This window comes from Leifsonia sp. 2MCAF36 (assembly GCF_052115525.1).
In the GTDB taxonomy this organism is placed as follows: domain Bacteria; phylum Actinomycetota; class Actinomycetes; order Actinomycetales; family Microbacteriaceae; genus Leifsonia.
Genome location: NZ_JBFRGV010000001.1, coordinates 128651 through 150513 on the forward strand (window position 1 = coordinate 128651; position 21863 = coordinate 150513).

Here is a 21863-nt window from a genome sequence, read left to right on the forward strand (position 1 = left end):
CTATGGGGTCAGGTGTCTGCAGGGCTAGGGTCGGCCGCCGATCGGCTGGCCGACAGAACGTCGTAGCGCAGCGCGCCCGCCGCGTCCGTGACCGGTCCGATGAAGCCGACGTATCCGTCCGGTCGCACAATGACGACACCACCGCCGCGGAGACCGGTGGCGTCGACGAGCCGATCGCGGTCGTCGTCGGAGATGTCGAGAGGGACGACGCCGACCGGCAGAGCGGCCGCCTCCGCGTCCCCCCGCTCTGTGGTCGGACGCAGGGCGATCACCAGGTGGCCGGTCGTCCGCGCCAGGGCCGCGGCGACCGGCGAATCGTGCAGGTGCAGGAAGTCGCCGGGCCTGATGGCGTGACCGCCCCCGCCAACGATGGGGCTCCCCAGGTAGCGGACCCGCTGCTCCTCCACCTTCTCCGCCAGGCGATCCTGCACGACCGGCAAGGCGAAGCCGAAACGGACGACGGCGTTCCGGATGTGCTGCGCAACCGGGTTCTTGATGGTGCCCATCGTGGAGATGCGGGTGCTGAACGCGATCACCTCCGCCGCGACCGGGCGCCGTTCGGCCTGGTAGCTGTCCAGTAGAGCGTCATCGCCGTGCCCGTGAACGGCGGCGGCGAGCTTCCAGCCGAGGTTCATGGCGTCCTGGATGCCGGTGTTCATCCCCAGGCCGCCGGCCGGGCTGTGGATGTGAGCGGCGTCGCCGGCGAGGAACACCCGCCCGACTCGGTACCGCGCCACCTGACCGTGCTTGAGCCGGAACCGGGCCAGCCAGTGCGCGGAGCGGATGCGCAGGTCGACTCCCCGGTCGTCCAGAGCCTGCTGGGCCCACTCCTGGGTGACGGCCCTGTCCGGATCCGTTCCGGGCGGCAGCTGCGCCATCACGCGGACGCGACCGGCCGGCAGCGGGAAGACCAGCACCGTCGTGTCGCCGGTCGAAAGGAAGGTGTGGAAGTGCGACGGCTCGTACGGGTGGTCACCGTCGACGTCGGCGAGCAGGAAGTCCTCGCCCACGAAGTCGCCCTCCAGCCGCTCCCCCATGGCATGGCGCACGGCACTGCGGGCACCGTCCGCCCCGACCAGGTACCGGGCGCGGATGGTGCGGCTCACGCCGTCCCGGTCGGTCACGGCGGCCGCCACGTCGTCATCCGTCTGCTGGTAACCGGTGAACGTCGTCGACCTCTCCACGACGACGCCGAGCTGGGCCAGGCGGCCGGCGAGCACGGCCTCGGTGTCCGTCTGCAGCAGGGAGACCGAGTGCCGGTGGACGGCGTCGATCGACTCGAACGACAGCGTCGCGATGCTCTCCCCGCCGGAATGGAACTCCATGCCGGTGGAGACGATCCCTCGCTTCATGATCTCCGGCAGCACACCGTGCGCCTCCAGGTGGTCGAGCGTTCGGGAGTGCAGCACGATGGCCCGTGACTCGGAGGTGGGAGCGGGCAACGCATCCACGATCCAGACGTCGACGCCTCGGCGGGCGAGGTCTCCGGCGAGCGCCAGGCCGACGGGGCCGGCTCCCACCACGAGCACGTCCACGAGTCGGTCGTCATCGCGGGAGCGCAGGTCGGTCTCGGTGTCGTTCGGTGGCATCGGCGCTCCTCGTTCGGTCCGGCACACCGCACCCTACCGGCCCGCGGTGCTACCCGCCCAGGGCGCCGGTCAGCCGTCCGTGGAAGAGCGCGCTGTGCTCGTTCAGGCCGACCAGTTCGACGGTGGCACCGTGCGCCGCGTACTTCGTCTCGATGGCGTCGAGGGATGCGACGCTCGACGCATCCCAGACGCTGGAGTCAGCGAGGTCGATGACGACACGATCAGGGTCGTCTGCGTACGAGAACTGCTCGACGAGGTCGTTGCTCGACGCGAAGAAGAGCGGACCCTGCACGCGGTAGTGCGCCACCGAACCGTCGTCCGAGAGCCGGCGGGTGACGCGCACGACGTGGGTGATGCGCCGCGCGAAGAGGAAGAGGGCGAGCAGCACGCCCACCCCGACACCCGTCGCCAGGTTGTTGGTCGCCACCACGACGGCGACCGTCAGGAGCATCACCAGCGTTTCCGGCACCGGCATCCGTTTCAGGGTGGACGGGCGCACGCTGTGCCAGTCCACCGTCCGCAGCGCGACGATCATCATGACCGCGGCGAGCGCCGCCATCGGGATGGCGGCCATCACCGGGGACAGCACCGCGACGAGCAGGAGGAGGAACAACCCCGCCACGAGGGTGGACAGCCGCGTCCGCGCCCGGCCGAGCTGCACGTTGACGACGGTCTGGCCGATCATCGCGCAGCCCGCGACGCCGCCCCAGAACCCGGCGAGGATGTTGGCGACCCCGAGCCCCCAGGACTCGCGCGTCTTCGCCGAGCGGCTGTCGGTGAGCTCGTCGACGAGTTTGGCGGTCAGCAAGCTCTCGAGCAGTCCGACCAGGGCGGCGGCGAAGGCGGTGGGCGCGATGATCTGCAGCGTCCGGAGGTCGAGCGGCACCGTCCAGGGGGTGAGGCCCGGCAGCCCGCCGCTCACCGACCCCTCGTCCCCCACGGTCGGCACGTGCATCCCCAGGAAGAACGCTGCGGCCGTTACGGCGACGATGGCGACCAGTGGTGCCGGCACAGCCTTCGTCACCCGAGGAAGGAGGACGACGATGAGGATGGTCACCACGAAGAGCGGGTAGACCTGCCACGGCACATCGACGATGTGCTGCACCTGCGCCACGAAGATGAGCACCCCGAGCGCGTTGACGAAGCCGATCATCACCGAACGCGGGATGTATCGCACCAGCCGCGCCAGTCCCGCCGCTCCGAACCCGATCTGGATGATGCCGGTCAGCAGCACGGCCGGCAGCACGTACGCTGTGCCGTGCGCGTGCACCATCGGAGCCAGGACCAGGGCGACGGAACCGGCGGCCGCCGAGACCATGGCCGGTCGGCCGCCGAGGAACGACATGACGACCGCCAGCACGACCGAGGAGACGAGAGCGACCTGCGGGCCGACTCCGGAGATCAGCGAGAACGAGATCACCTCGGGGATGAGCGCGAGCGTCGTCACCATCCCGGCGAGCACCTCTGTGGTCAGCAGGCGTGGTCGTCGCAGCACCGCCAGGACGGGAACATGCCCGTTGGGCAGGCGGAAGTCGGTCGATTCTGGCGCGGAAGGGGGGACGGGCATCAGCGAGTGGCCGCACAGCCGCGCACGGCCGCGCGGCAGTCCTTTCGGCAGCGGGGGATGCGCCGTCAGAACCGAGAGGCGCACTTCAAGCGTATGGGATGCGCCGGCCGCTATTGGTAGCGGAGGCGCCGGTACTGCTCGAACACCACCCGTCCGCCGAAGGTGCGCGTCCCCACGAGGGAGAGGGGAATGGCCTGGCTGAGCGAGGGCCAGTACCGAGTGCCGCCGCCGATCACGATGGGATAGCGGAACAGCCGGTACTCGTCGACGAGGTCGAGTGCGATGGCTTCGGCCGCGAGATCCGCTCCGCCGATCGAGACATCTTTATCGGTCGAGGCGAGCGCCGCTTCGACCTCCTCGGCCACGGAGCCCGTGGCGAGCCGGGCGTTCCCCTCCACCGCGCGCAGCGTCCGGCTGAACACCACCTTCGGAAGCGCCGTCCAGATGTCGGCGAACGCGGCACGCGACGCCGGGCCGCGGAGGGACGGGTCCGTCTCCCACACCTGCATGGTCTCGTAGAGACGCCGCCCGAGCAGGTAGCCGCCGAGGCTCCCCACCTGTGCGACCTGGAAGCGGAACTGCTTGTCGCTCGGAGCCGTGAAGTCGAAGCCGCCCTCGTCGTCGGCGATGAAGCCGTCGGCCGATACGCCCATCGAGTAGATCAACACGGCAGCAGGCTAGTGCGTCGGTGTCGGGTGCGGGAGGGGTGTCCCGCACGCCGCGGGCGACATGCCCCCGATCTCGCCGCGAACGCCCAGCAACCGCGCCTACGCTTGCATCATCTCGGGCAGCTGCCCACCTCCTCGGCTGGGAAGTCGGAACCGACTACCCAGAAGGCATCCATGAGCGCTCCCACCCTCGGCCCGGTCCTGCGGACGCGTCCACGAACCGAGAATCGCCTTCCCGTCACCAGCACCTACAACGAACTGCTGGGCAAGGTACGTGCCGAGGGGCTGCTGGAGCGTCGCAGGGGCTTCTACATCACGGTCTTCTCGCTGCTGACGGTCGCACTCGTCGGGGCAGGGGTCGGTTTCGTGCTGCTCGGCGACTCCTGGTATCAGCTGATCATCGCCGCCGTCCTGGGGCTGATCTTCACGCAGTTCGCGTTCCTGGGGCACGAGGCGTCGCACCGGCAGGTCTTCGCCTCCGGCCCGAGCAACGACCGCGCCGGGCGGCTGATCGCCACCTGGATGGTCGGCATGAGCTACCAGTGGTGGATGACGAAGCACACCCGCCACCACGCCAACCCGAACACGGTCGGCAAGGATCCGGACATCGCGTGGGACACCATCTCCTTCACCGAGGAGGATGCGGCCCGCCAGCGCGGCATCCTCGCGGCGATCACCCGCCGCCAGGGCTACCTGTTCTTCCCGCTCCTGCTGCTGGAGGGCGTGAACCTCCACGTCACCTCCGTCCGCTCACTGCTGAGCCGGGGACCGGTGGATCGCCGCGGGAGCGAGCTGCTCGCGATCGGCCTGCGCCTTTCCGTGTTCGTCGCGATCGTGTTCCTGATGCTGCCCATCGGCCTGGGGTTCGCCTTCCTGGGCGTACAGCTCGCCGTCTTCGGCGTCTACATGGGCGCATCCTTCGCCCCGAACCACAAGGGCATGCCTCTGCTGCCCGCCGGATCGCGCGTCGACTTCCTCAACAAGCAGGTCCTCACCTCCCGCAACATCCGCGGCGGCTGGACGATGAGCGCCCTGATGGGCGGCCTGAACCACCAGATCGAGCACCACCTCTTCCCCAGCATGGCTAGGCCGCACCTCCGGCGAGCGCGCGTCCTGGTGCGTCAGCACTGCGCAGCCCACGGCATCCCGTACACCGAGACCGGGCTGGTCACCTCGTACCGGATCGTCATCCAGTATCTGAACCGAGTGGGGCTCTCCGCGCGCGACCCGTTCGACTGCCCGGCGGCACAGCAGCTCCGCCGCGCGTGAACTCTGCTCCGGGCATACCATGCCCAGATGCAGCCGACGGTCAACCGGCAGCGGTCCGGGCCGAGGAGAGGAGGCTGGAAGCGTGAATGTTCCTGTCTACGCAGTCGTCCTCCCGCACGACCTGGCCCCGGAGGTCATCGGCGTCTACTTCGAGTTGGATGAGGCCGAGACCGCCGCGGAGGCGGCTGACGGACCGGCCGTGGTCGACCGGTCCCTGCTGCACGCCTGACACGCGCGTCACCGCTGCGCGGCACTCCACGTGAGGGAGTTGTGCGCCTGCTCTGACGTGATCCGGGTCTCCGCGCCGCAATTGGTGCACTGATTCACGTAACTCGTCGAGAACGAGAACAGTGGGATGAAGAACAGTGTGAAGCGGTTCGAGCGCTTGACGACGTTCTGCGGCGCGTGCACGTGGCAGTAGCCGCAGACGAAGGCCACCACATTGACGAGGGTCTCGTGGATCGTCGAACCGAAAATCAACAGCATGGGCAGTCCCTTCGTATGAGCAACCCGTCCAGCTAGCAACGGCTCCCGGAGGCGGCGTAAGCCCTTGACTCGCACGCTCGAGCGCGTGTGTCGGGCGGCCGCCCTCGCAACAGAGCAGGATTCGAGAAGCGCGCGTCTGGTCCCGAATCTAGATTGGTGGGAGTTCAGACACCGAAGGGGACATCATGACCAGCACCATTTTCAGCAAAGAGGAGAAGGCCGCGATGCGCGCGGCCGTCGCGGAGAAGAAGGCCGCACAGGAAGGCGCCGACGCCGCTGCGGCATGCGAGGCGGCGATCGCCGCGCTGACCGGGAACGACAAGGAGCTCGCCGAAGGGTTCCACCGGCTCGTCGCGGAGAACACGTCGCTGGCCGCGAAGACCTGGTACGGGATGCCCGCCTACGCGGACGCGGAGGGCAAGACGGTCGTTGCCTTCAAGCCGGGCTCCAAGTTCAAGATCCGCTACGCGACCCTCGAGTTCCAGCAGGCGGCGCAGCTGGACGACGGCAACCTGTGGCCCGTCGGTTTCGCTCTCGTGAAGCTCGACGACGCCGAGAAGAAGCGGGTCGCCCAGATCCTGCGAACCGCAGTCGGCAACTGATCCCCGTCACCCGCGGGGCGCGGCAGCGTCCACCTGGAAGAGCCACACCCGGTCCGGGAACGACAACGGAGCCTGCACACCCACCGTGCGGAGGGTGCGTCCGGTCAGCTCGATTCCGGTCGGGGTGTCGGCGCCTCCGGCGTCGAACCACGGTGGCACCGGCCGGCCACCGGACGGGTCGCCGAGGGCCACCGGGACGACCCGGTAGAGGGTGTCGTCGTCCAGCCCGCGCAGAGTGACCCGGCCGAGCGGCGCCGCATCGGATCGGCCGACGTAGGCGAACGCGTACAGGGCTCGGCTCCGATCGGTGGCGACGACCCCGCTCACCCACAGGGTCGGGTCCATCGGATCCATCCGCACCAGCTCGCCGCCGTGGAGCAGCGCCCGGTTCTCGCGGTGGAACGCGATCCACTCGGCGAGTTGCCGGAGTTCGGTCTCGCGCGCCGTCGTCAGGTCCCATTCGACGCCGAGGTGACCGAACAGGGCGCTGGCCGCGCGGAATCCGAGGTCGTGCGTCCGGTGGGTGGTGTGCGAGTACTCGGAGGCGATGTGTGCGCCGAGGAGTTCCGGCGGAAGGAGCTGCTGGGTCCAGCGCATCATCTCCTGACGCTCCAGCGGGTCATTGCAGTCCGACACCCACACCCGGTCGGTGTGCTCGATCACGCCGAGGTCGACCCTCGCCCCGCCGGAGGAGCAGGACTCGATCTCCAGGCCGGGGAACCGTTCCTTCAGCTCGGCCATGAGCCGGTACGCGGCCTCGGTTTGATCGTGCACGCCTGGGGCACCGGAGGGGGCAGTGCCTGCATCGACGAGGTCGCGGTTGTGGTCCCACTTGATGTACGCGATCTCGTTGCTCGACAGCAGGTCGACCATCCGATCGCGGACGTACCGGTAGGCCTCCGGGATGCCGAGGTTCAGCACCTGCTGGTGCCGCGCTTCGACCGGGAGCCGCCCTCCCGTCTGCATGATCCATTCCGGATGCGCTCGCGCCAGATCGGAGTCGGGGTTCACCATCTCCGGTTCGAACCACAACCCGAACTCCATGCCGAGCGACCGGACATGGTCGATGAGCGGGGTGAGGCCCGCGGGCCAGATCTCCTCGTCGACATACCAGTCGCCGAGGCCGGCGCGGGCGTCGCGACGGTGACGGAACCAGCCGTCGTCCAGCACGTAGCGCTCCACTCCGACCGCCGCGGCCCGGTCGGCGAGCGCGGCCAGCTTGCGGAAGTCGTGGTCGAAGTAGACCGCCTCCCAGACGTTCAGTGTGACGGGGCGCGGCCGGCGCGGATGCTGCGGCCGGGCTCGGAGGTGCCGGTGCAGCCGCTGCGCCTGGTCGTCCAGGCCGCCGCCGTACACGCCGAAGATCCACGGTGTGCGGTAGCTGTCGCCGGTGTGCAGCACGAGCTCACCGGGAAGGAGCAGCTCTCCCCCGCCGATCACCTGCTCCCCGCCGGCGAGTCGCTCGGCGTAGTGCTGGTGGTTCCCACTGAACCCGACGTGGACTCCCCACACTTCGCCGCGGGCGAAGCCGAAACCCGGCTCGCCGACGATGAGCATGGTCGCCGCGTCGGCGCCGGTACGGCCGCGGCGCCCTTCCCGCAGGTGCGTCCCCACCGGCAGCGTGCCCCGCTGCGGGGTCCGCTCCTTGGCCCAGCGACCGGCGAAGTCGAGCGTCTCTCGCGCGCGGGCCGGCACGGGGAACGCCAGTGAGAGCTCGTCCAGCCGGTAGGTGGGGCCGAGATTGACGAGCGTCGCGGACGCGCGAAGCACCCCAGCGTCACTCAGCTCGATCGCGAGTTCCAGCTGCAACTCGGCCGTGTCATCGCGTGCGACCACCCGCACCGCGCCGCCGGCAGCCAACGTCGCCAGGCCCTCCACGGCATCCACACCGGTCTGCACGTCCGTGACGCGGAACCAGGGCGACCAGGCCTGTCCGTCCCGGCTGCCGCTCAACCCCGGCCGCCCCGTCCACCCGGTGCGCTGCTCGGGAACGACAGCCACGCGCATCGGCTCGTCCGGGGAGCTCGGCGCGACCGGGCGCACGTCGGTCAGGGCGATCGCGTCCGCCTCCATGGGCGTGATGGCGCCGAGGGACTCCCCCCAGTGGGCGATGGTGGGAAGCTGTCCGCCTCGCAGGTCGAGCAGCACGCTCACTCCGCCGGCAGTCAAGTGAATCAGTTCGGGTCGCATCGGTGTCCTTCGACCGTAGTGAATGGGACGCGGGCGCCGAGGAGAACCCCGACGCCCGCGCGGTACAGCGGTGAGACTACTTGTTGACGGGTATGGACTGCGCCTTCAGGGCGTCGATCGTCTTCTGCTGACCCGTCTTGAGCGCGTCCAGCAGGGTCCCGCTGCCGCCGAGGGCCGAGCCGAAACCGTCGGAGACGTCGGTGTAGGTCTGCGTCATGGTCGGGCCCCAGGTGAAGTCGGGATCGACCTGGCTGGAGGCCTCCTTGAACACGTCGTAGATCTTCTGGTCGCCGTAGAAGGGCTGTCCGCTCGTGAAGGCGGGCAGGTTCGCTCCGGCCTTCGCGGCCGGGTACAGGCCGCCCAGCTTGTTCTCCAGCGCCAGGGCCTCCGGGTCGGTGTTCAGCCACATGGCGAACTTGGCCGCCTCGTACGGGTGCTTCGAGCCCTTGAGCACTGCGGTGGATGAGCCACCCCAGTCGCCCGCCGTCTTGTCGCCGGCAGACCACTGCGGCATCGGAGCCACCGCCCACTTGCCTGCGGTGCTCGGCGCGCCGGTCTGCAGTGTGGAGGCTCCCCAGACGGCGGAGATCCAGGTCCACTGCTGGCCGTCGTCGAACGACTTGTTCCAGTCGTCCGAGAAGGACGCGAGCTTGGAGACCTGGCCCGCGTCGATCAGCTTCTGCCAGTAGTCGGCGACCTGGGTGGACTTGTCATCCGTCAGGTTGACCGTCCACTTGTTCCCGTCGTTCTTGAACCACTGGCCGCCCGCCTGCCACACCATGCCGGCGAACCAGTTGACGTCCGTCTTCGGGAAGTTGGTGATGTAGGCACCCTTCGCCTTGATCAGAGCGGCGTCTTTGGCGTACTCGTCCCAGGTCGTGGGGACGGGGATGCCGGCGGCCTGGAAAAGGTCCTTGCGGTAGAACAGGGCGACCGGGCCGGTGTCCTGCGGAACCGCGTAGACCGCGTTCTTCTCGCCGAAGGTGACCTGGTTCCAGGTCCAGTCGACGAAGTCGTTCTTGGCGTCGGCGAGCGGCTTGCAGTCGGCGATGTTCACGAGGCCGTCCTGCACCCGGAAGTTCGGGAGCGCGTCGTATTCCACCTGGCCGAGGTCGGGCGCGTTCCCGGCTTTGATCTGGTTGAAGAAGTTCTGGTAGGTGCCCGCGTTACCCGAGGGACCCGTCTGGAACTTCACCTGGATGTTCGGGTTCTTCTGGTTCCACAGGTCGACGACCTTGTCCATCCCGGGAACCCAGGTCGTGAAGGTGAGATTCACCTTTCCGGAGGACGGCTTGCAGTCTCCGCTTGCTGCGGCGGTACCGCTTCCGCTCGCGCCCTGACCGCTGCAGGCGGTCAACGCGAGAGCCGCGGTCAGGCCGACGGCGGCGGCGACCATCCGTGTCCGTGATTTCATCATGTGTCCTTCGTCTTGTAGTGGGGGATGTGGTTGTGGTTACTTGACGCTTCCCGCGGCCAGACCGCCGGACCAGAACCGCTGCAGGCTCAGGAACGCGATGATCAGCGGGACAATCGACACGAACGCTCCGATGATCACCAGTGATCGGAGTTCCGGAGCTTGGCCGATTGCGCTGTTCCAGGCGTAGAGACCGAGTGTCACCGGGAACAGGGTTTGATCCCGCAGCATGATCAGCGGCAGGAAGAAGTTGTTCCAAATTGCGACGAACTGGAACAGGAACATGGTCACCAGCGCCGGCGACATGAGTCGGACGGACACCGTGAAGAAGGTGCGGACTTCGCCCGAGCCGTCGAGGCGGGCGGCCTCCAGCAGTTCGTCCGGAACGCTGGCGGCCGCGAAGATCCGGGCCAGGTACACGCCGAACGGGCTGACGATGCTGGGCAGGAAGACGGACCAGTAGGTGTTCGTCAGCTGCACCTGGGAGAAGATGAGGAACAGCGGCAGCGCCAGAGCAGTCGCCGGCACCAGCACCCCGGCGAGGACCCCGTTGAAGAGCGCCTCTCGGCCGCGGAACCGGTACTTCGCCAGCGCGTACCCGCACATCCCCGCCACCAGCGTGCCCAGGAAGGCGCCGACACCGGCGTAGAGGACGCTGTTGATCAGCCAGTGCACATAGACACCGGAGTCGTACGTGAACAGGGTGCCGAGGTTGCCGAAGAAGGTGGCGAGGCCGTTCGGGGTGAACCAGAGCGCGGCTGTGGTGGTGAATTCGCTCCGGGTCTTGGTGGATGAGACGAGCAGCCACCAGATCGGGATCAGGAAGTAGAAGGTGAAGACGGCCATCACCAGCATGGCGCCGGTGCGGGAGACGGCGCTCTCACGCCCCGCTCCGCGCGGTGCGGCGTCGGCGCGCTTGATGCGCCGGGTGGCGGCGGTGATGGTGGTCATGCGAATGCCCTCCGTTGGGTCAGCTTGAGGAACACGAACGACAGCACGAAGGTGAAGAGCGCGAGGACGACGGACATGGCCGCGGCGAGGCTGTAGTTCGGAATGGACGCCGTCGTGTAGACCGCGAGGTTCGGCGTGTAGGTGCTGTTGATGGCGGTGCTGAAGGTGCGGAGCGTCTGCGGCTCGGCGAGCAGCTGGAGCGTGCCGATGATCGAGAAGACGGCGGTGAGGATGATCGCCGGCATCACCAGCGGGATCTTGATGCGGATGGCGACCTGCCAGTTGTTCGCGCCGTCCAGCGTCGCGGCCTCGTAGATCTCCTGCGGGATGGCCAGGAGCGACGAGTAGATGATGAGCATGTTGTAGCCCACGTAGACCCAGGTGACGATGTTCGCGATCGACCACAGGACCAGGTCGGCGCCCAGGAAGTTCACGTTCTGGGTCAGCGCCGTGAACGGGGAGAGCGACGGCGAGTAGAGGAACCCCCACATGATCGCCGCGATCACGCCGGGCACGGCGTATGGCGCGAAGAACGCGAGCCGGAAGAACTTCTTGCCGCGCAGCAGCGGGGAGTCCAGCAGCAGTGCGAACACCAGGGCTAGGAGCAGCATGACCGGCACCTGGACGACTCCGAAGACCAGAACCCGGCCGACCGAGGTCCAGAACGCGCTGTCCTGGAACACCTGGACGTACTGGGTCAGGCCGCCGAAGACCTGCGTGGCCGGCCCGAACGTGCCCTGGCGCTCAACGGTCAGGAGCGACTGGTAGACGGCGTAGGCGATCGGAACCGCGTAGAAGAGCAGGTACAGGATCCCGAACGGGGCGACGAAGATCAGGATCGCCCGCCGGAGGCTCCTGCCGCGCCGGCGCGCAGGTGCGACCGGCGTGGCACGTGTTGTGGTGGTTGCTGACGTCGCTGTCATCGGAGTGTCCTCAGTTCTCGGTGCGTCGGGTTCGGACCACCCGTACGGCACCGGCTGGGATCTCCAGCGAGGTGACCGGGCGATCCGTGATCAGTTCGTGACCGGTGATGGCGCGGGTGTGCGGCAGGTGGGTGTGGTTGATGAAGAAGAGGTAGTCCGCGTCCGGTCCGCGCCGCAGCACCGACTCGACCCCTGGGGCGGTCTCGGCCGTGGTCACGCCGGCGGCATCCGCCGCCCGTTCGAGAACGTCCCGCAGGTGCTCGGGATCGAGCGCCGTGGCGATGTACCAGGCGCTCCCGGCGCCGAAGCGGTTGACGGTGACGGCCGGTTCGCCCGGCAGCGGACCATCGAGGAACGCGGCGACCGTCCGGCTGGTCGTGTTCTCGATCCGCTCGGTCCACAAGGTGGCGGTCGCACCGGAATCCAGCGTCACCACTTCATCGTGGGGAAGCGGGAAGAATTCGTCGGTGCGGACGCCCAGCAGCTCGGCGAACGCACCGGGGTACCCGCCCAGGCGCACCCGATCGTCCTCGTTGACGACACCGGAGAAGAAGGTGACGACGGCCGCGCCGCCCGCCGCGACGTAGTCGCTCACGACTTTCGCCTCCGCATCGCGGACCAGGTACAGCGAAGGGACGACCACCATCCGGTAGCCGGCCAGATCGGACCCAGGAGCGACCATATCGACCGTGATCCCGGCCTCCCACAGCGCCCGGTACACCGCGTGCACCTGCTCGAGGTAGCGGACCTCCTCGGAGGGGTGGGAGTCGAGGTCGGTCGCCCACCACGCCTCCCAGCTGAAGATCACCGCGACGTCGGCCACCACCTCCGTGCCGAGCACCTCCCGGACCGATCGCAGCGCTCCCGAGAGCTCGAGCACTTCGCGCCACTTGTGGCTGTCCGTTCCGGCGTGCGGAAGAAGGGCGGAATGGAACTTCTCGGTGCCCTGGGCGGACGCGCGCCACTGGAAGAAGCAGATCCCGTCCGCGCCCCGAGCCACATGCGCGAAGGTGTTGCGCAGCAGTTCGCCCGGCTGCTTCGCGATGTTGCGCGGCTGCCAGTTGACCGCGCCCGTGGACTGCTCCATCAGCAGCCAGGGCTCGCCCTCGGCCAGCCCGCGCGTAGCGTCGGCCGCGAAGGAAAGCTCCTGGTGAGGGACGGGAAGTCGGTGGTCGAGGTAGTGGTCGTTCGCGACCAGATCCACGAACGGCGTCCACTGCCAGTAGTCCTGGGTGCGGATGTGGGAGGTGACCATGAAGTTCGTCGTCACGGGCACATCGGACAGCCGGCGCAGGACCCGCTCCTCGACCCGGTAGCACTCGAGGACCTCATCGGAGGAGAAGCGCGAGAAGTCGAGGGCCTGAGCAGGATTGCCGGACGAGAGGGTGCGACGCGGAGGGAGGATCTCCTCCCAGGCGCCGTACCGCTGGCTCCAGAAGGTCGTGCCCCACGCGTCGTTCAGGGTCTGGAGCGTCCCGTAGCGCTTCTGAAGCCACTCCCGGAAGGCGGCCGCGGAGACGTCGCAGTAGCAGAGCGCGTTGTGGCACCCGAGTTCGTTGGACACATGCCACAGCTGCACTGCGGGATGCGCCCCGTACCGGGAGGCCACCTCGGTCGCGAGCCGCTCGGCGGCTGCCCGGAACACCGGCGAACTGGGGCAGTACGCCTGCCGGCCGCCCGGCCAGGCGCGGAGGCCGTCCTGGGACATCGGCAGGATCTCCGGATGCCGGCTGCTCAGCCACGGCGGCGGCGAGGCGGTTCCGGTGCCGAGGTTCACACCGATGCCGGCCTGGTGGAGCAGTTCGATGATCTCGTCCAGCGCCGTGAACTCGAACTCGCCGGGTCGCGGTTCGATCTGCGCCCAGCCGAAGATGTTGATGGCGACCAGCGTGATCCCCGCCTCGACCATGAGGCGGACGTCTTCCTCCCACACGGACCGATCCCACTGCTCGGGGTTGTAATCGCAGCCGAAGACGAACCGGCTGCCCGGTTCGCCGAACTCGGCCGTCAACCCCGCCAGTGCGGAACTGACCGTGCTCGTCGTCACATCGACCTCCTCGTCGGCTCATGTCTGTGAACGTTCCCAGACTGCTCTGGGGTCAACGTGCCGAAGCTGTCTGGGAACGTGCACAGACTAGGGAAGCGAAGGCGGCGGTGTCAAGCTATCGTGTGGCTATGGCACATGACGGCGCCCGACCGCGGCAAGCGACCATCCACGATGTCGCCGCCGCCGCCGGGCTCTCGCGGGGCACGGTCTCCCGTGTGATCAACGGCGAACCGTACGTGTCCCCCGCGGCGAAGGCGGCCGTGGAAGCCGCGATCGTCGAGGTCGGGTACGTGCCGAACACGGCCGCCCGCAACCTGAAGACGAGGCGCTCCAACGCCGTCGCCCTGATCGTGCACGAGCCGCACTCCCTGTTCCTGGAAGACCCGAACATCGGCGCGATCCTGCTGGGCACCAACACGGTCCTCTCCGCCGCCGACTACCAGTTGGTCACCCTCATCATCGAGTCGGAACGGGACAGCGACCGTGTCGCCGAATACCTGGGTGGAGGGTTCGTCGACGGCGTCATCATCATCTCCGCGCGGGCGAAGGACCCCATCGGTCGCGCCGTCGCCGGGATGGGCCTCCCCGCCGTCTTCGTCGGCCACCCGCCCGGAATCGAGGACATCGCCTACGTCGGGATCGACAACGTGGGGGCCGCCCGTTCGATCACGGAGCGCCTGATCGGCACCGGCCGGAAGCGGGTGGCGATGATCGCCAGCGCGCTCGACCGCGACTCTGGCCGTGACCGCCTCACGGGCTTCCGCAGCGCGCTCGGCGACCGTTTCGACCCCGACCTCGTGGTCGATTTCCCGTTCTACAGCTACGACAGCGGCCTCGATGGGATGCGCGAACTGCTCCGACGCGCGCCCGACATCGACGGCGTGTTCGCCGCATCCGATGCGATCGCCGCCGGCGCGCTCGAGGTGCTGCGATCCTCGGGGAGGACCGTTCCGGACGACGTCGGCATCGTCGGCTTCGACGACAGCGCGTGGGCGCTCCGCTGCCAACCTCCGCTGTCGACCGTCCACCAACCGGCGATGACGCTCGGCCGGGCAGCGGCCCAGCGGGTTCTGGACCAGATCTCCGGATCCGACGATGCACGCTCGGGGATGATGCTGGACACCGAGATCGCCTGGCGCGATTCCGCCTGAGGAGTCAGCGGCGGCGGTACTCCCCCGCCACCGGGCAGTCGAACGGGTCGCGCGCTGCGAGGCCGACGCGGTTCAGGTACTCCACGACGATGGCGTACGACTGGAGCAGCGTCGTCTCCGTGTATGGGATGTTCTCCGTCGCGCAATGCTCCCGGACGATGGCCGCGGCCTGGCGCAGGTGCGGGCGCGGCATGTTGGGGAACAGGTGGTGCTCGATCTGGTAGTTCAACCCACCCATGAAGGTCGACATCCCGAAGCCCCGGATGTTCCGGGAGGTGAGCACCTGCTTGCTGAGGAAGTCGACCTTCACTCCGCGCTCGATGATCGGCATGCCCTTGTGGTTGGGAGCGAACGACGCGCCCATGTACACACCGAAGACGGCGAGCTGGACCCCGATGAAGGCGAAAGCGAGCCCGACCGGGAGCGCCCAGAAGATGACGCCGAAGTAGGCGGCGAAACGGACGAACAGCAGGACGAGCTCGGTCATCCGGCCGTCGACCTTCCCCGGGCCGAACACGGTGCGGAACGAGAGCGCGTGAAGGTTCAGCCCCTCCAGCGTGAGCAGGGGGAAGAACAGGTAGCCCTGCCGACGTGTCAGCGCGCGCAGGAATCCGCGGCGCCGGCCGGCGTCCTCTTCGAGGAACGAGACCGTGTCGACCTCGATGTCCGGGTCCTTGCCGACGGTGTTCGGATTGGCGTGGTGGCGCGAATGCTTCGTCATCCACCAGGCGTAGCTGATGCCGACCACCCCGGCGGCGAGCACACGTCCCGCCCGATCGTTGGTGCGTCCGGACGTGAACACCTGCCGATGCGACGCCTCGTGCGCCAGGAAGGCGAACTGCGTGAAGATGAGCCCGAGCGCCGCCGCGATGAGGAGCTGCAGCCAGGTGTCGCCGAGCAGCACGAGCCCCGCGATAGCCCCTGCGAGGGCGACCACCAGCACCGCGAACAGCCCCAGGTAGAAGCCCGGCGTGCGGCGGAGCAGACCCTCATCCCGCACAGTGCTGAGGAGATTCGAGTAACTGTTGGTGGTCCCCGGCGGGCTCGCGATGCGTTTACCGGTCTGCCGGACCGGCCCCAGAGTCGAGGAGGGTTCGACCATCACTTCTATCCGTTTCTATGTCGGCGACTTGGCAGCCGGCAGGTGCGTTGCGTCGGGTGAGCGCTCCTCCATAAAAACGCATAGACCGTGGCCGAGCAAACCGGTTGACAGCACGGATTTCCCTGCATCAACGGAGCCAGCGGTACTCGAGCTCCGGCCTTCCGGGTGTTCCGTAGCGGGGTGAGCGGGAAAGCTGCCCTTCGTCGGCGAGGTACTCGAGGTATCGCCGGGCGGTGACCCGCGAGAGAGTCAGCTTCTCCGCCAGCTCGGTGGCAGACAGGGCACGATCGTCTCCTCGGAGTTGATCTCGGACGGCCTGGAGCGTCGGAGCGGAGAGACCCTTGGGGAGAGGTGCTCCGGCGGGAGCGCGCAGCGAGGCCAGCATGCCGTCGACATCCGTCTGGGTTGCCGTCGACGAGGCGGAGTCGAGCCGGCGGCGGTACTCCTGGTAGGTGCGCAACCGGTCGGCGAAGGTCGCGAACGTGAACGGTTTGATCAGGTACTGGACGATTCCGACCGAAATGGCGGTGTGCACCACGTCGATGTCGCGCACCGCGGTGATCGCCACGATGTCGACGGCCAGACCGGCCCCGCGCAGTCGCCGCGCGACGTCGATCCCGTGTCCGTCGGGCAGGTTCATGTCGAGCAGGATCAGGTCGATGGGATGCTCCACCAGCGAGGCCTTGAGCGCGGCCAGTGCCCCGGCGGCCGTGCCAACTACTCCGGCCACCTCGAACCCGTCGATCCTGTTCAGATAGCTGGCGTGCGCCTCGGCGGCGAGCGGGTCGTCCTCCACCACCAGTGTGCGGATCACGGCGCGCCCTCCGGTGCGACCGGCCAGCGGGCGACGAACGCGGTGCCGCCGAGCTGGCGCAGTTCGATGGTCCCGCCGTGCGATTCGAGGAGCTCGCGGACGAGAGCGAGTCCGAACCCGCGCCCGGCAAGATCGGTGGCCTTGGTCGAGAACCCCCGGGAGAAGACGGCGTCCTCGAACCCGGGATCGACCCCGCGACCGCTGTCGGCGACCGTGAGCATGAGCATCCCCGGCGCCTCGTCGCGGCCGAGCGACACGCGCACCCACGCGGGAGTCCGGCCGGCGGCGGCCGCATCGATCGCGTTGTCGACGAGATTGCCGACCACCGAGACGAGGTCGACGGCCGGGAGAGCGGACGCCGGCAGCCCGTCGTCGATGTCCACGCTCAGGTCCACCCCTCGCTCGGCGGCCTGCGCGACCTTCCCGAGCAGGAGGGCCGCGACGGCCGGCTCGTTGGCCGCTGCGAGGACATCGTCCGCGAGGGACTGGCTCAGCTCGACCTGTTGGGCGATGAGCTCGACCGCCTCGTCCTGCCGCCCGAGTTCGAGCAGCGACACGACCGTGTGCAGCCGGTTGGCGTATTCGTGGGTCTGCGACCGCAGCGCGTCGCTGAGTGTCCGCACCGACTCCAGCTCGCCGGCCAGCCGTTGCACCTCGGTGCGATCCCGGAGGGTCATCAGCGTCCCGACCGCCTGCCTGCTGAGTCCACCGGCCGGGGTCGCGGGCTCCTGGTTGACCACCAGCAGACGGTGTCCGGCGACGTGCGTCTCCTCGACGGCGCGCCCTCCCTCCCGGATCAGCTCGGCGATGGTCGGGGGCAGGTCGAGTTCGGCGACGGGCATCGGCGCCTGCTCGCTCGAGGCGGGAGGCAGGTCGAGCAGTTCAGCGGCCTCGTCGTTGTAGAGCACGATCCGCCCCTGCTCGTCGGCGAGGACGAGGCCCTCGCGAACCGAGTGCAGCACGGACTGGTAGTAGCTGACCATCCTCGACAGTTCCGACGGCCGCATCGCCCCGGTCACGCGAGCGAGCGACCGGCGAGCGAGGAACGCGGCGAGACTGCCGAGCACGACCAGCAGCAACGCGGCGCCCAGCACGAAGGGGATGCGCGGCGCGATCGAGGACGCGACGCTCGTCTCGGTCACACCGGCGGCCACGATGCCGATCACTGCGCCGTTCTTCATCACGGGGACGACAGCGCGAACGGATGGCCCGAGCGTGCCGGTGTAGGTCTCGGTGAGCGACTGCCCCTTCTGCGCCCGGTCGATCGTGCCGATGTACTTCTTGCCGATCTCGGCAGGATTCGGGTGGGTGAACCGCGTGCCCGCCGGGCTCATGATCGTGATGAAGTCGACTCCCGTCGCATGCATCTGCTGCACGGCGAACGGCTCAAGCTGGGCCGGCGGGTCAGCGCTCTGGACCCCGGCGACCACGAACGGATCGTTGGCGAGGGTGGATGCGACAGCCAGACTCACCCGTGCCGCGTTGTCGTTCGCCGCCTGACGGTCGCTGAGCCAGAGGAACAGGGTGAGGCATCCCGCCAGCACGAGGACGGCGACGAGCTGCAGCGCGAAGATCCGGCTGGCGATGCTCCATCGCCGATTCGCCTGCGCCATCGCCTTCACCTCGCTCTCCGGTAACCAATATGACCACAAGTAGCTCCGCCGCATCCGATTGATCAGGCTGGCTGCACCACCCCAGGTGGATCAGGCACAACGATGTTCCGATCGGATTGGACCCCTCATGGTAAAGACGCCACGCGCCGGACGGCGCATCGACCGCAACCACTACCTCTACATCGCCGTGATCGTCGCGGTCATCGCAGGCGCCGTGGTGGGCATCGTCGCCCCCGGATTCGCCCAGTCGCTCGACCCGATCGGCAAGGCATTCGTCGCGCTGATCAAGATGATGATCGCGCCGGTGATCTTCTGCACGATCGTGATCGGCGTCGGCTCGATCGCGAAGGCGGCGACCGTCGGCAAGATCGGCGGACTGGCGATCGGGTACTTCCTGGTGATGTCGACGTTCGCGCTCGGCATCGGCCTCGTGGTCGGCAACCTGCTGCACCCGGGGACCGGCCTCAACATCGCCGGCGCGCACTATGCGGCCACCGGAGAGGCGGCCTCGACGAGCGACTTCATCCTCGGCATCATCCCCACCACCCTGTTCTCGTCCCTCACGTCGGGCAGCATCCTGCAGGTCCTCCTCGTCGCGCTGCTGGTCGGTTTCGCCTTGCAGGGTCTCGGCGAGCGCGGCGCCTCCGTGGTCGAGGGGATCAAGAAGCTGCAGGCCGTCGTCTTCCGCATCCTGTCGATGATCCTGTGGCTCGCGCCGCTCGGTGCGTTCGGAGCGATCGCCGCCGTTGTCGGAAGCACAGGCGCCGGAGCCCTGCTGAGCCTGGCCACCCTCATGGTCGGCTTCTACATCACCTGCGCGATCTTCATCGTCGTGGTGCTCGGACTGCTGCTGAAGGTCGTGACCGGGGTCAGCATCTTCTCCCTGATGAAGTACCTGGGCCGTGAGTACCTGCTCATCATCGGCACCTCCTCCTCCGAAGCCGCCCTGCCGAGGCTCATCGCCAAGATGGAGCACCTCGGCGTGTCCCGCTCGGTGGTGGGCATCACGGTGCCGACCGGCTACTCGTTCAACCTCGACGGCACGGCGATCTACCTGACCATGGCGTCCCTCTTCATCGCGAACGCCATGGGCACGCCGCTGGCGCTCGGAGAGCAGGTCGGTCTCCTGGCCTTCATGATCATCGCCTCCAAGGGCGCGGCGGGCGTGACCGGCGCCGGCCTCGCGACCCTCGCCGGCGGCCTGCAGACGTACCGCCCGGACCTCGTGAACGGCGTCGGCGTCATCGTCGGAATCGACCGCTTCATGTCGGAGGCACGTGCCGTCACGAACTTCACCGGAAACGCGGTCGCGACCCTGATCATCGGCCGCTGGACGCGCCAGATCGACTCCGAGCAGGTCCGGCTCGCGCTCTCCGGAGCCCGCCCGTTCGACGAGTCGGTCATGGGCACCGAGACGGATCACATCCCGGCACAGCGGCCCAAGGAGGCCGCGGCGATCGTCGGCGACGACGCTCCCGCACAGGCCGAGACGTCGGAGAAGGGGCTCGTCCGATGATCGACGTCGCGCCGGCCGGACACACCACCGAACAGGAGGTGGATGCGCGCCATGCACGCTCCTGGCAGCTCGTCTCGGCTCTCCGGCTGGACGATGCGGATGACTCCACCGCCGATGCCGTCGTCCTCGACCTCGAGGACGCGGTGCCGGCCGCCGGGAAGCCGGCGGCGCGGCGCGCGGCGCTGTCCTTCCTCGAAGACCGCCCCACGTGGGTTCGCGTGAATGATGTCACCTCCGGGCACTGGGAGGACGACCTCACGGCGATCGGTTCGTCCCCCGGCCTCCGCGGCATCATGCTGGCGAAGGTGGAGTCCGCGGAGCAGGTCTCCCGGACGGCCGAGAAGCTGCCCGCGGGCGTGAGGATCGTCGCGCTGATCGAAAGCGCGCTGGGCCTCGAGGCGGCCTCTGACATCGCACGGGAGCCGGCGACCTTCCGGCTAGCCTTCGGATCCGGCGACTTCCGCCGCGACACCGGGATGGCGGACGACCCCGTCGCGCTGGCGTACCCCCGCTCCCGCCTGGTCGTCGCCAGTGCGGCGGCCGGGCTACCAGGCCCGATCGACGGCCCGACCCTCACCGACTCGGCCGACGTCCTCCTGGCCGCGGCCAGGACCTCCCGGCTCCTCGGGATGACGGGGAAGCTCGTACTCCGGGCGGCGCACGCGGAGCGCGTCAACGAGGCCCTGAGCCCGTCGCCTGCCGAGTTGGCGTGGGCGCGCGACACCGTCGGCCGCGCCGGCGACGGCGGCGCGATCGACGGGAGCTACCTCCCCACGCTCGCGCGGGCCAGGGCGCTGCTGGCGCTCGCGGATGAGTTCGGGGACGGGTAGCACGGCGGGCACCGCGCTGGTGTTGGGCCGCTGGACCAATGTTGCGTTCGTTCAGCTGCGCATACTATGTTGTTCGCGGAAGCGGGGAGTGAAATAGTCTCCTGCGCGCCAATTCGAGAAGCCCACGCCAAGTGCGTGGGTTTCTGCGTTGTCTGCCGAATTCGTTCATAATCGGATGCGTGCTTCTTGCCTACATCGACGAGATCGGCGAGACCGGCGCCTTCGTGTCTAGGACCCATGAGCGTTACAACACCAGCCCTGCTTTCGGGTACGCCGGCTTTGTGATCAAGGCCGAACACGCCCGCTACTTCGGTGCGATCTTCAACGCTGAGAAGCAGCGACTGTTCAAGACCGAGATCGCCGCGGCAGAACACCCCGGCCGCTGGGAACGCAAGGGCGCGAGCATCTTTCGCCTGACCACGTTGGACACATTTCCGCAGCAGATCCGGGTGTACAGCGCGCTCGTGCGCAAAGTGCGCTCGCTCGGTGGTTCATTGTTCTATTACGCCGACGAGAAGCCGCTGGGAACGCCAAAGCAAACAAATCTCGATACCGCTGCACGTGAAACTGCAGCCATGCAGGAGACCCTCAATCGGTTGGCCCGACATGCTCAGAGCAACAAGATGAATCTGATGGTGATGATCGATCAGATCAACGAGCGACAACGATCGGAACGCCTGCCGAGAATGTACTCACACATCCTCGGTCGCGCAGCGGACCATCCCGAGATGATGAAGATCATCGAGCCGCCCATGCACGTCGACAGCGTTCTTAGCGCCAACATCCAATTCGCAGATTGGGTCGCGGCCTGCGTCACGCGCGCGATCGAGTATCAAATCATCAGGGACTCTCCCTACGAGTGGGTAGCGGCGAGTAAGGCGCTCGATGCGGTTCGCGGCGCCTTCACGCACGAGTCCAAGCTGCACCTCTGGACGCGAAGCGTTGATGACTTCAATCACTCCGAGATATTCAAGTGTGAACGGCCTCTTTATCCGGCCGCGCAAGGTCAACTGCTCGGCGCAGCAGTGGACCCCGCGAAGCTTCGGGCCATCAAAGCGGCGGCCGAACGAGCGCATATACCAAGACGTCCGCGCATGTAATTGCCACGGCCGGGTAGAGGCACACAGCGGT

19 protein-coding genes are annotated in these 21863 nt (G+C 68.1%); 7 read left to right on the forward strand and 12 right to left on the reverse strand.

Annotated elements, in window-relative coordinates; translation table 11 throughout:
* Positions 1 to 8 precede the first annotated feature (8 nt).
* From AB4079_RS00590 to AB4079_RS00600, 3 genes are all read right to left on the reverse strand, one after another.
* A complete protein-coding gene (locus AB4079_RS00590) occupies positions 9 to 1589 on the reverse strand; it encodes an FAD-dependent monooxygenase (RefSeq protein ID WP_441785333.1) in 1581 nt (526 codons plus the stop codon).
* A gap of 49 nt (positions 1590 to 1638) precedes the next feature.
* Positions 1639 to 3156 carry a SulP family inorganic anion transporter gene (locus AB4079_RS00595; protein ID WP_441785334.1) on the reverse strand — a complete coding sequence of 506 codons (1518 nt, stop codon included), beginning with the start codon at positions 3154 to 3156 and terminating at the stop codon, positions 1639 to 1641.
* A gap of 110 nt (positions 3157 to 3266) precedes the next feature.
* Positions 3267 to 3824 (reverse strand): dihydrofolate reductase family protein, encoded by a 558-nt coding sequence (locus AB4079_RS00600; RefSeq protein WP_441785335.1) that lies wholly within the window; start codon positions 3822 to 3824, stop codon positions 3267 to 3269.
* Between the two features lie 174 nt (positions 3825 to 3998).
* Between AB4079_RS00600 and AB4079_RS00605 the strand changes: the two genes are divergently transcribed.
* Positions 3999 to 5093: a fatty acid desaturase family protein gene (locus AB4079_RS00605; RefSeq protein WP_441785336.1), complete on the forward strand. Its 1095-nt coding sequence runs from the start codon at positions 3999 to 4001 to the stop codon at positions 5091 to 5093.
* A gap of 82 nt (positions 5094 to 5175) precedes the next feature.
* Positions 5176 to 5322, forward strand: coding sequence for a hypothetical protein (locus AB4079_RS00610; RefSeq protein WP_441785337.1), 147 nt, complete (start codon positions 5176 to 5178; stop codon positions 5320 to 5322).
* A gap of 8 nt (positions 5323 to 5330) precedes the next feature.
* Here the strand turns inward: AB4079_RS00610 and AB4079_RS00615 are convergent, their stop codons facing one another.
* A complete protein-coding gene (locus AB4079_RS00615) occupies positions 5331 to 5579 on the reverse strand; it encodes a zinc-ribbon domain-containing protein (protein WP_441785338.1) in 249 nt (82 codons plus the stop codon).
* Between the two features lie 185 nt (positions 5580 to 5764).
* Here AB4079_RS00615 and AB4079_RS00620 point away from each other — a divergent pair, with 185 nt between their 5' ends.
* Positions 5765 to 6181 carry a hypothetical protein gene (locus AB4079_RS00620; protein WP_441785339.1) on the forward strand — a complete coding sequence of 139 codons (417 nt, stop codon included), beginning with the start codon at positions 5765 to 5767 and terminating at the stop codon, positions 6179 to 6181.
* A gap of 6 nt (positions 6182 to 6187) precedes the next feature.
* Here AB4079_RS00620 and AB4079_RS00625 read toward each other — a convergent pair whose 3' ends face one another.
* The 5 genes from AB4079_RS00625 to AB4079_RS00645 all read right to left on the reverse strand — a co-directional run bounded on the left by AB4079_RS00625 (position 6188) and on the right by AB4079_RS00645 (position 13706).
* The gene (locus AB4079_RS00625) at positions 6188 to 8371 is read right to left on the reverse strand and encodes an alpha-galactosidase (protein WP_441785340.1); all 2184 of its coding nucleotides are present in this window, start codon (positions 8369 to 8371) and stop codon (positions 6188 to 6190) included.
* A gap of 76 nt (positions 8372 to 8447) precedes the next feature.
* Entirely contained in the window at positions 8448 to 9785 is a 1338-nt protein-coding gene (locus tag AB4079_RS00630; protein WP_441785892.1) for an ABC transporter substrate-binding protein, read from the reverse strand.
* Between the two features lie 39 nt (positions 9786 to 9824).
* Positions 9825 to 10736 (reverse strand): carbohydrate ABC transporter permease, encoded by a 912-nt coding sequence (locus AB4079_RS00635; protein WP_441785341.1) that lies wholly within the window; start codon positions 10734 to 10736, stop codon positions 9825 to 9827.
* Complete coding sequence (locus tag AB4079_RS00640; RefSeq protein WP_441785342.1) at positions 10733 to 11659, reverse strand: carbohydrate ABC transporter permease; 927 nt, start codon at positions 11657 to 11659, stop codon at positions 10733 to 10735. The genes AB4079_RS00635 and AB4079_RS00640 overlap by 4 nt, the downstream gene beginning before the upstream one ends.
* 10 nt (positions 11660 to 11669) lie before the next feature.
* Positions 11670 to 13706, reverse strand: a complete 2037-nt coding sequence (locus AB4079_RS00645) for a beta-galactosidase (RefSeq protein WP_441785343.1) — start codon at positions 13704 to 13706, stop codon at positions 11670 to 11672.
* 128 nt (positions 13707 to 13834) lie between these two features.
* On the opposite strand from AB4079_RS00645, the gene AB4079_RS00650 reads away from it, so the two are divergent.
* A complete protein-coding gene (locus AB4079_RS00650) occupies positions 13835 to 14857 on the forward strand; it encodes a LacI family DNA-binding transcriptional regulator (protein WP_441785344.1) in 1023 nt (340 codons plus the stop codon).
* A gap of 4 nt (positions 14858 to 14861) precedes the next feature.
* Here the strand turns inward: AB4079_RS00650 and AB4079_RS00655 are convergent, their stop codons facing one another.
* The 3 genes from AB4079_RS00655 to AB4079_RS00665 form a co-directional block, all read right to left on the reverse strand.
* Positions 14862 to 15959 carry a fatty acid desaturase family protein gene (locus tag AB4079_RS00655; protein ID WP_441785345.1) on the reverse strand — a complete coding sequence of 366 codons (1098 nt, stop codon included), beginning with the start codon at positions 15957 to 15959 and terminating at the stop codon, positions 14862 to 14864.
* A 127-nt stretch (positions 15960 to 16086) separates the two neighbouring features.
* A complete protein-coding gene (locus AB4079_RS00660) occupies positions 16087 to 16773 on the reverse strand; it encodes a response regulator (RefSeq protein ID WP_441785346.1) in 687 nt (228 codons plus the stop codon).
* Positions 16770 to 18386: a sensor histidine kinase gene (locus AB4079_RS00665; protein WP_441785347.1), complete on the reverse strand. Its 1617-nt coding sequence runs from the start codon at positions 18384 to 18386 to the stop codon at positions 16770 to 16772. The genes AB4079_RS00660 and AB4079_RS00665 overlap by 4 nt, the downstream gene beginning before the upstream one ends.
* 127 nt (positions 18387 to 18513) lie before the next feature.
* Between AB4079_RS00665 and AB4079_RS00670 the strand changes: the two genes are divergently transcribed.
* The 3 genes from AB4079_RS00670 to AB4079_RS00680 all read left to right on the forward strand — a co-directional run bounded on the left by AB4079_RS00670 (position 18514) and on the right by AB4079_RS00680 (position 21832).
* Positions 18514 to 19902 carry a cation:dicarboxylate symporter family transporter gene (locus tag AB4079_RS00670; RefSeq protein ID WP_441785348.1) on the forward strand — a complete coding sequence of 463 codons (1389 nt, stop codon included), beginning with the start codon at positions 18514 to 18516 and terminating at the stop codon, positions 19900 to 19902.
* A complete protein-coding gene (locus AB4079_RS00675) occupies positions 19899 to 20732 on the forward strand; it encodes an HpcH/HpaI aldolase/citrate lyase family protein (RefSeq protein WP_441785349.1) in 834 nt (277 codons plus the stop codon). Before AB4079_RS00670 ends, AB4079_RS00675 begins: the two co-directional genes overlap by 4 nt.
* A 179-nt stretch (positions 20733 to 20911) precedes the next feature.
* Complete coding sequence (locus AB4079_RS00680) at positions 20912 to 21832, forward strand: DUF3800 domain-containing protein (RefSeq protein ID WP_441785350.1); 921 nt, start codon at positions 20912 to 20914, stop codon at positions 21830 to 21832.
* The last annotated feature ends 31 nt before the right edge of the window (positions 21833 to 21863 follow it).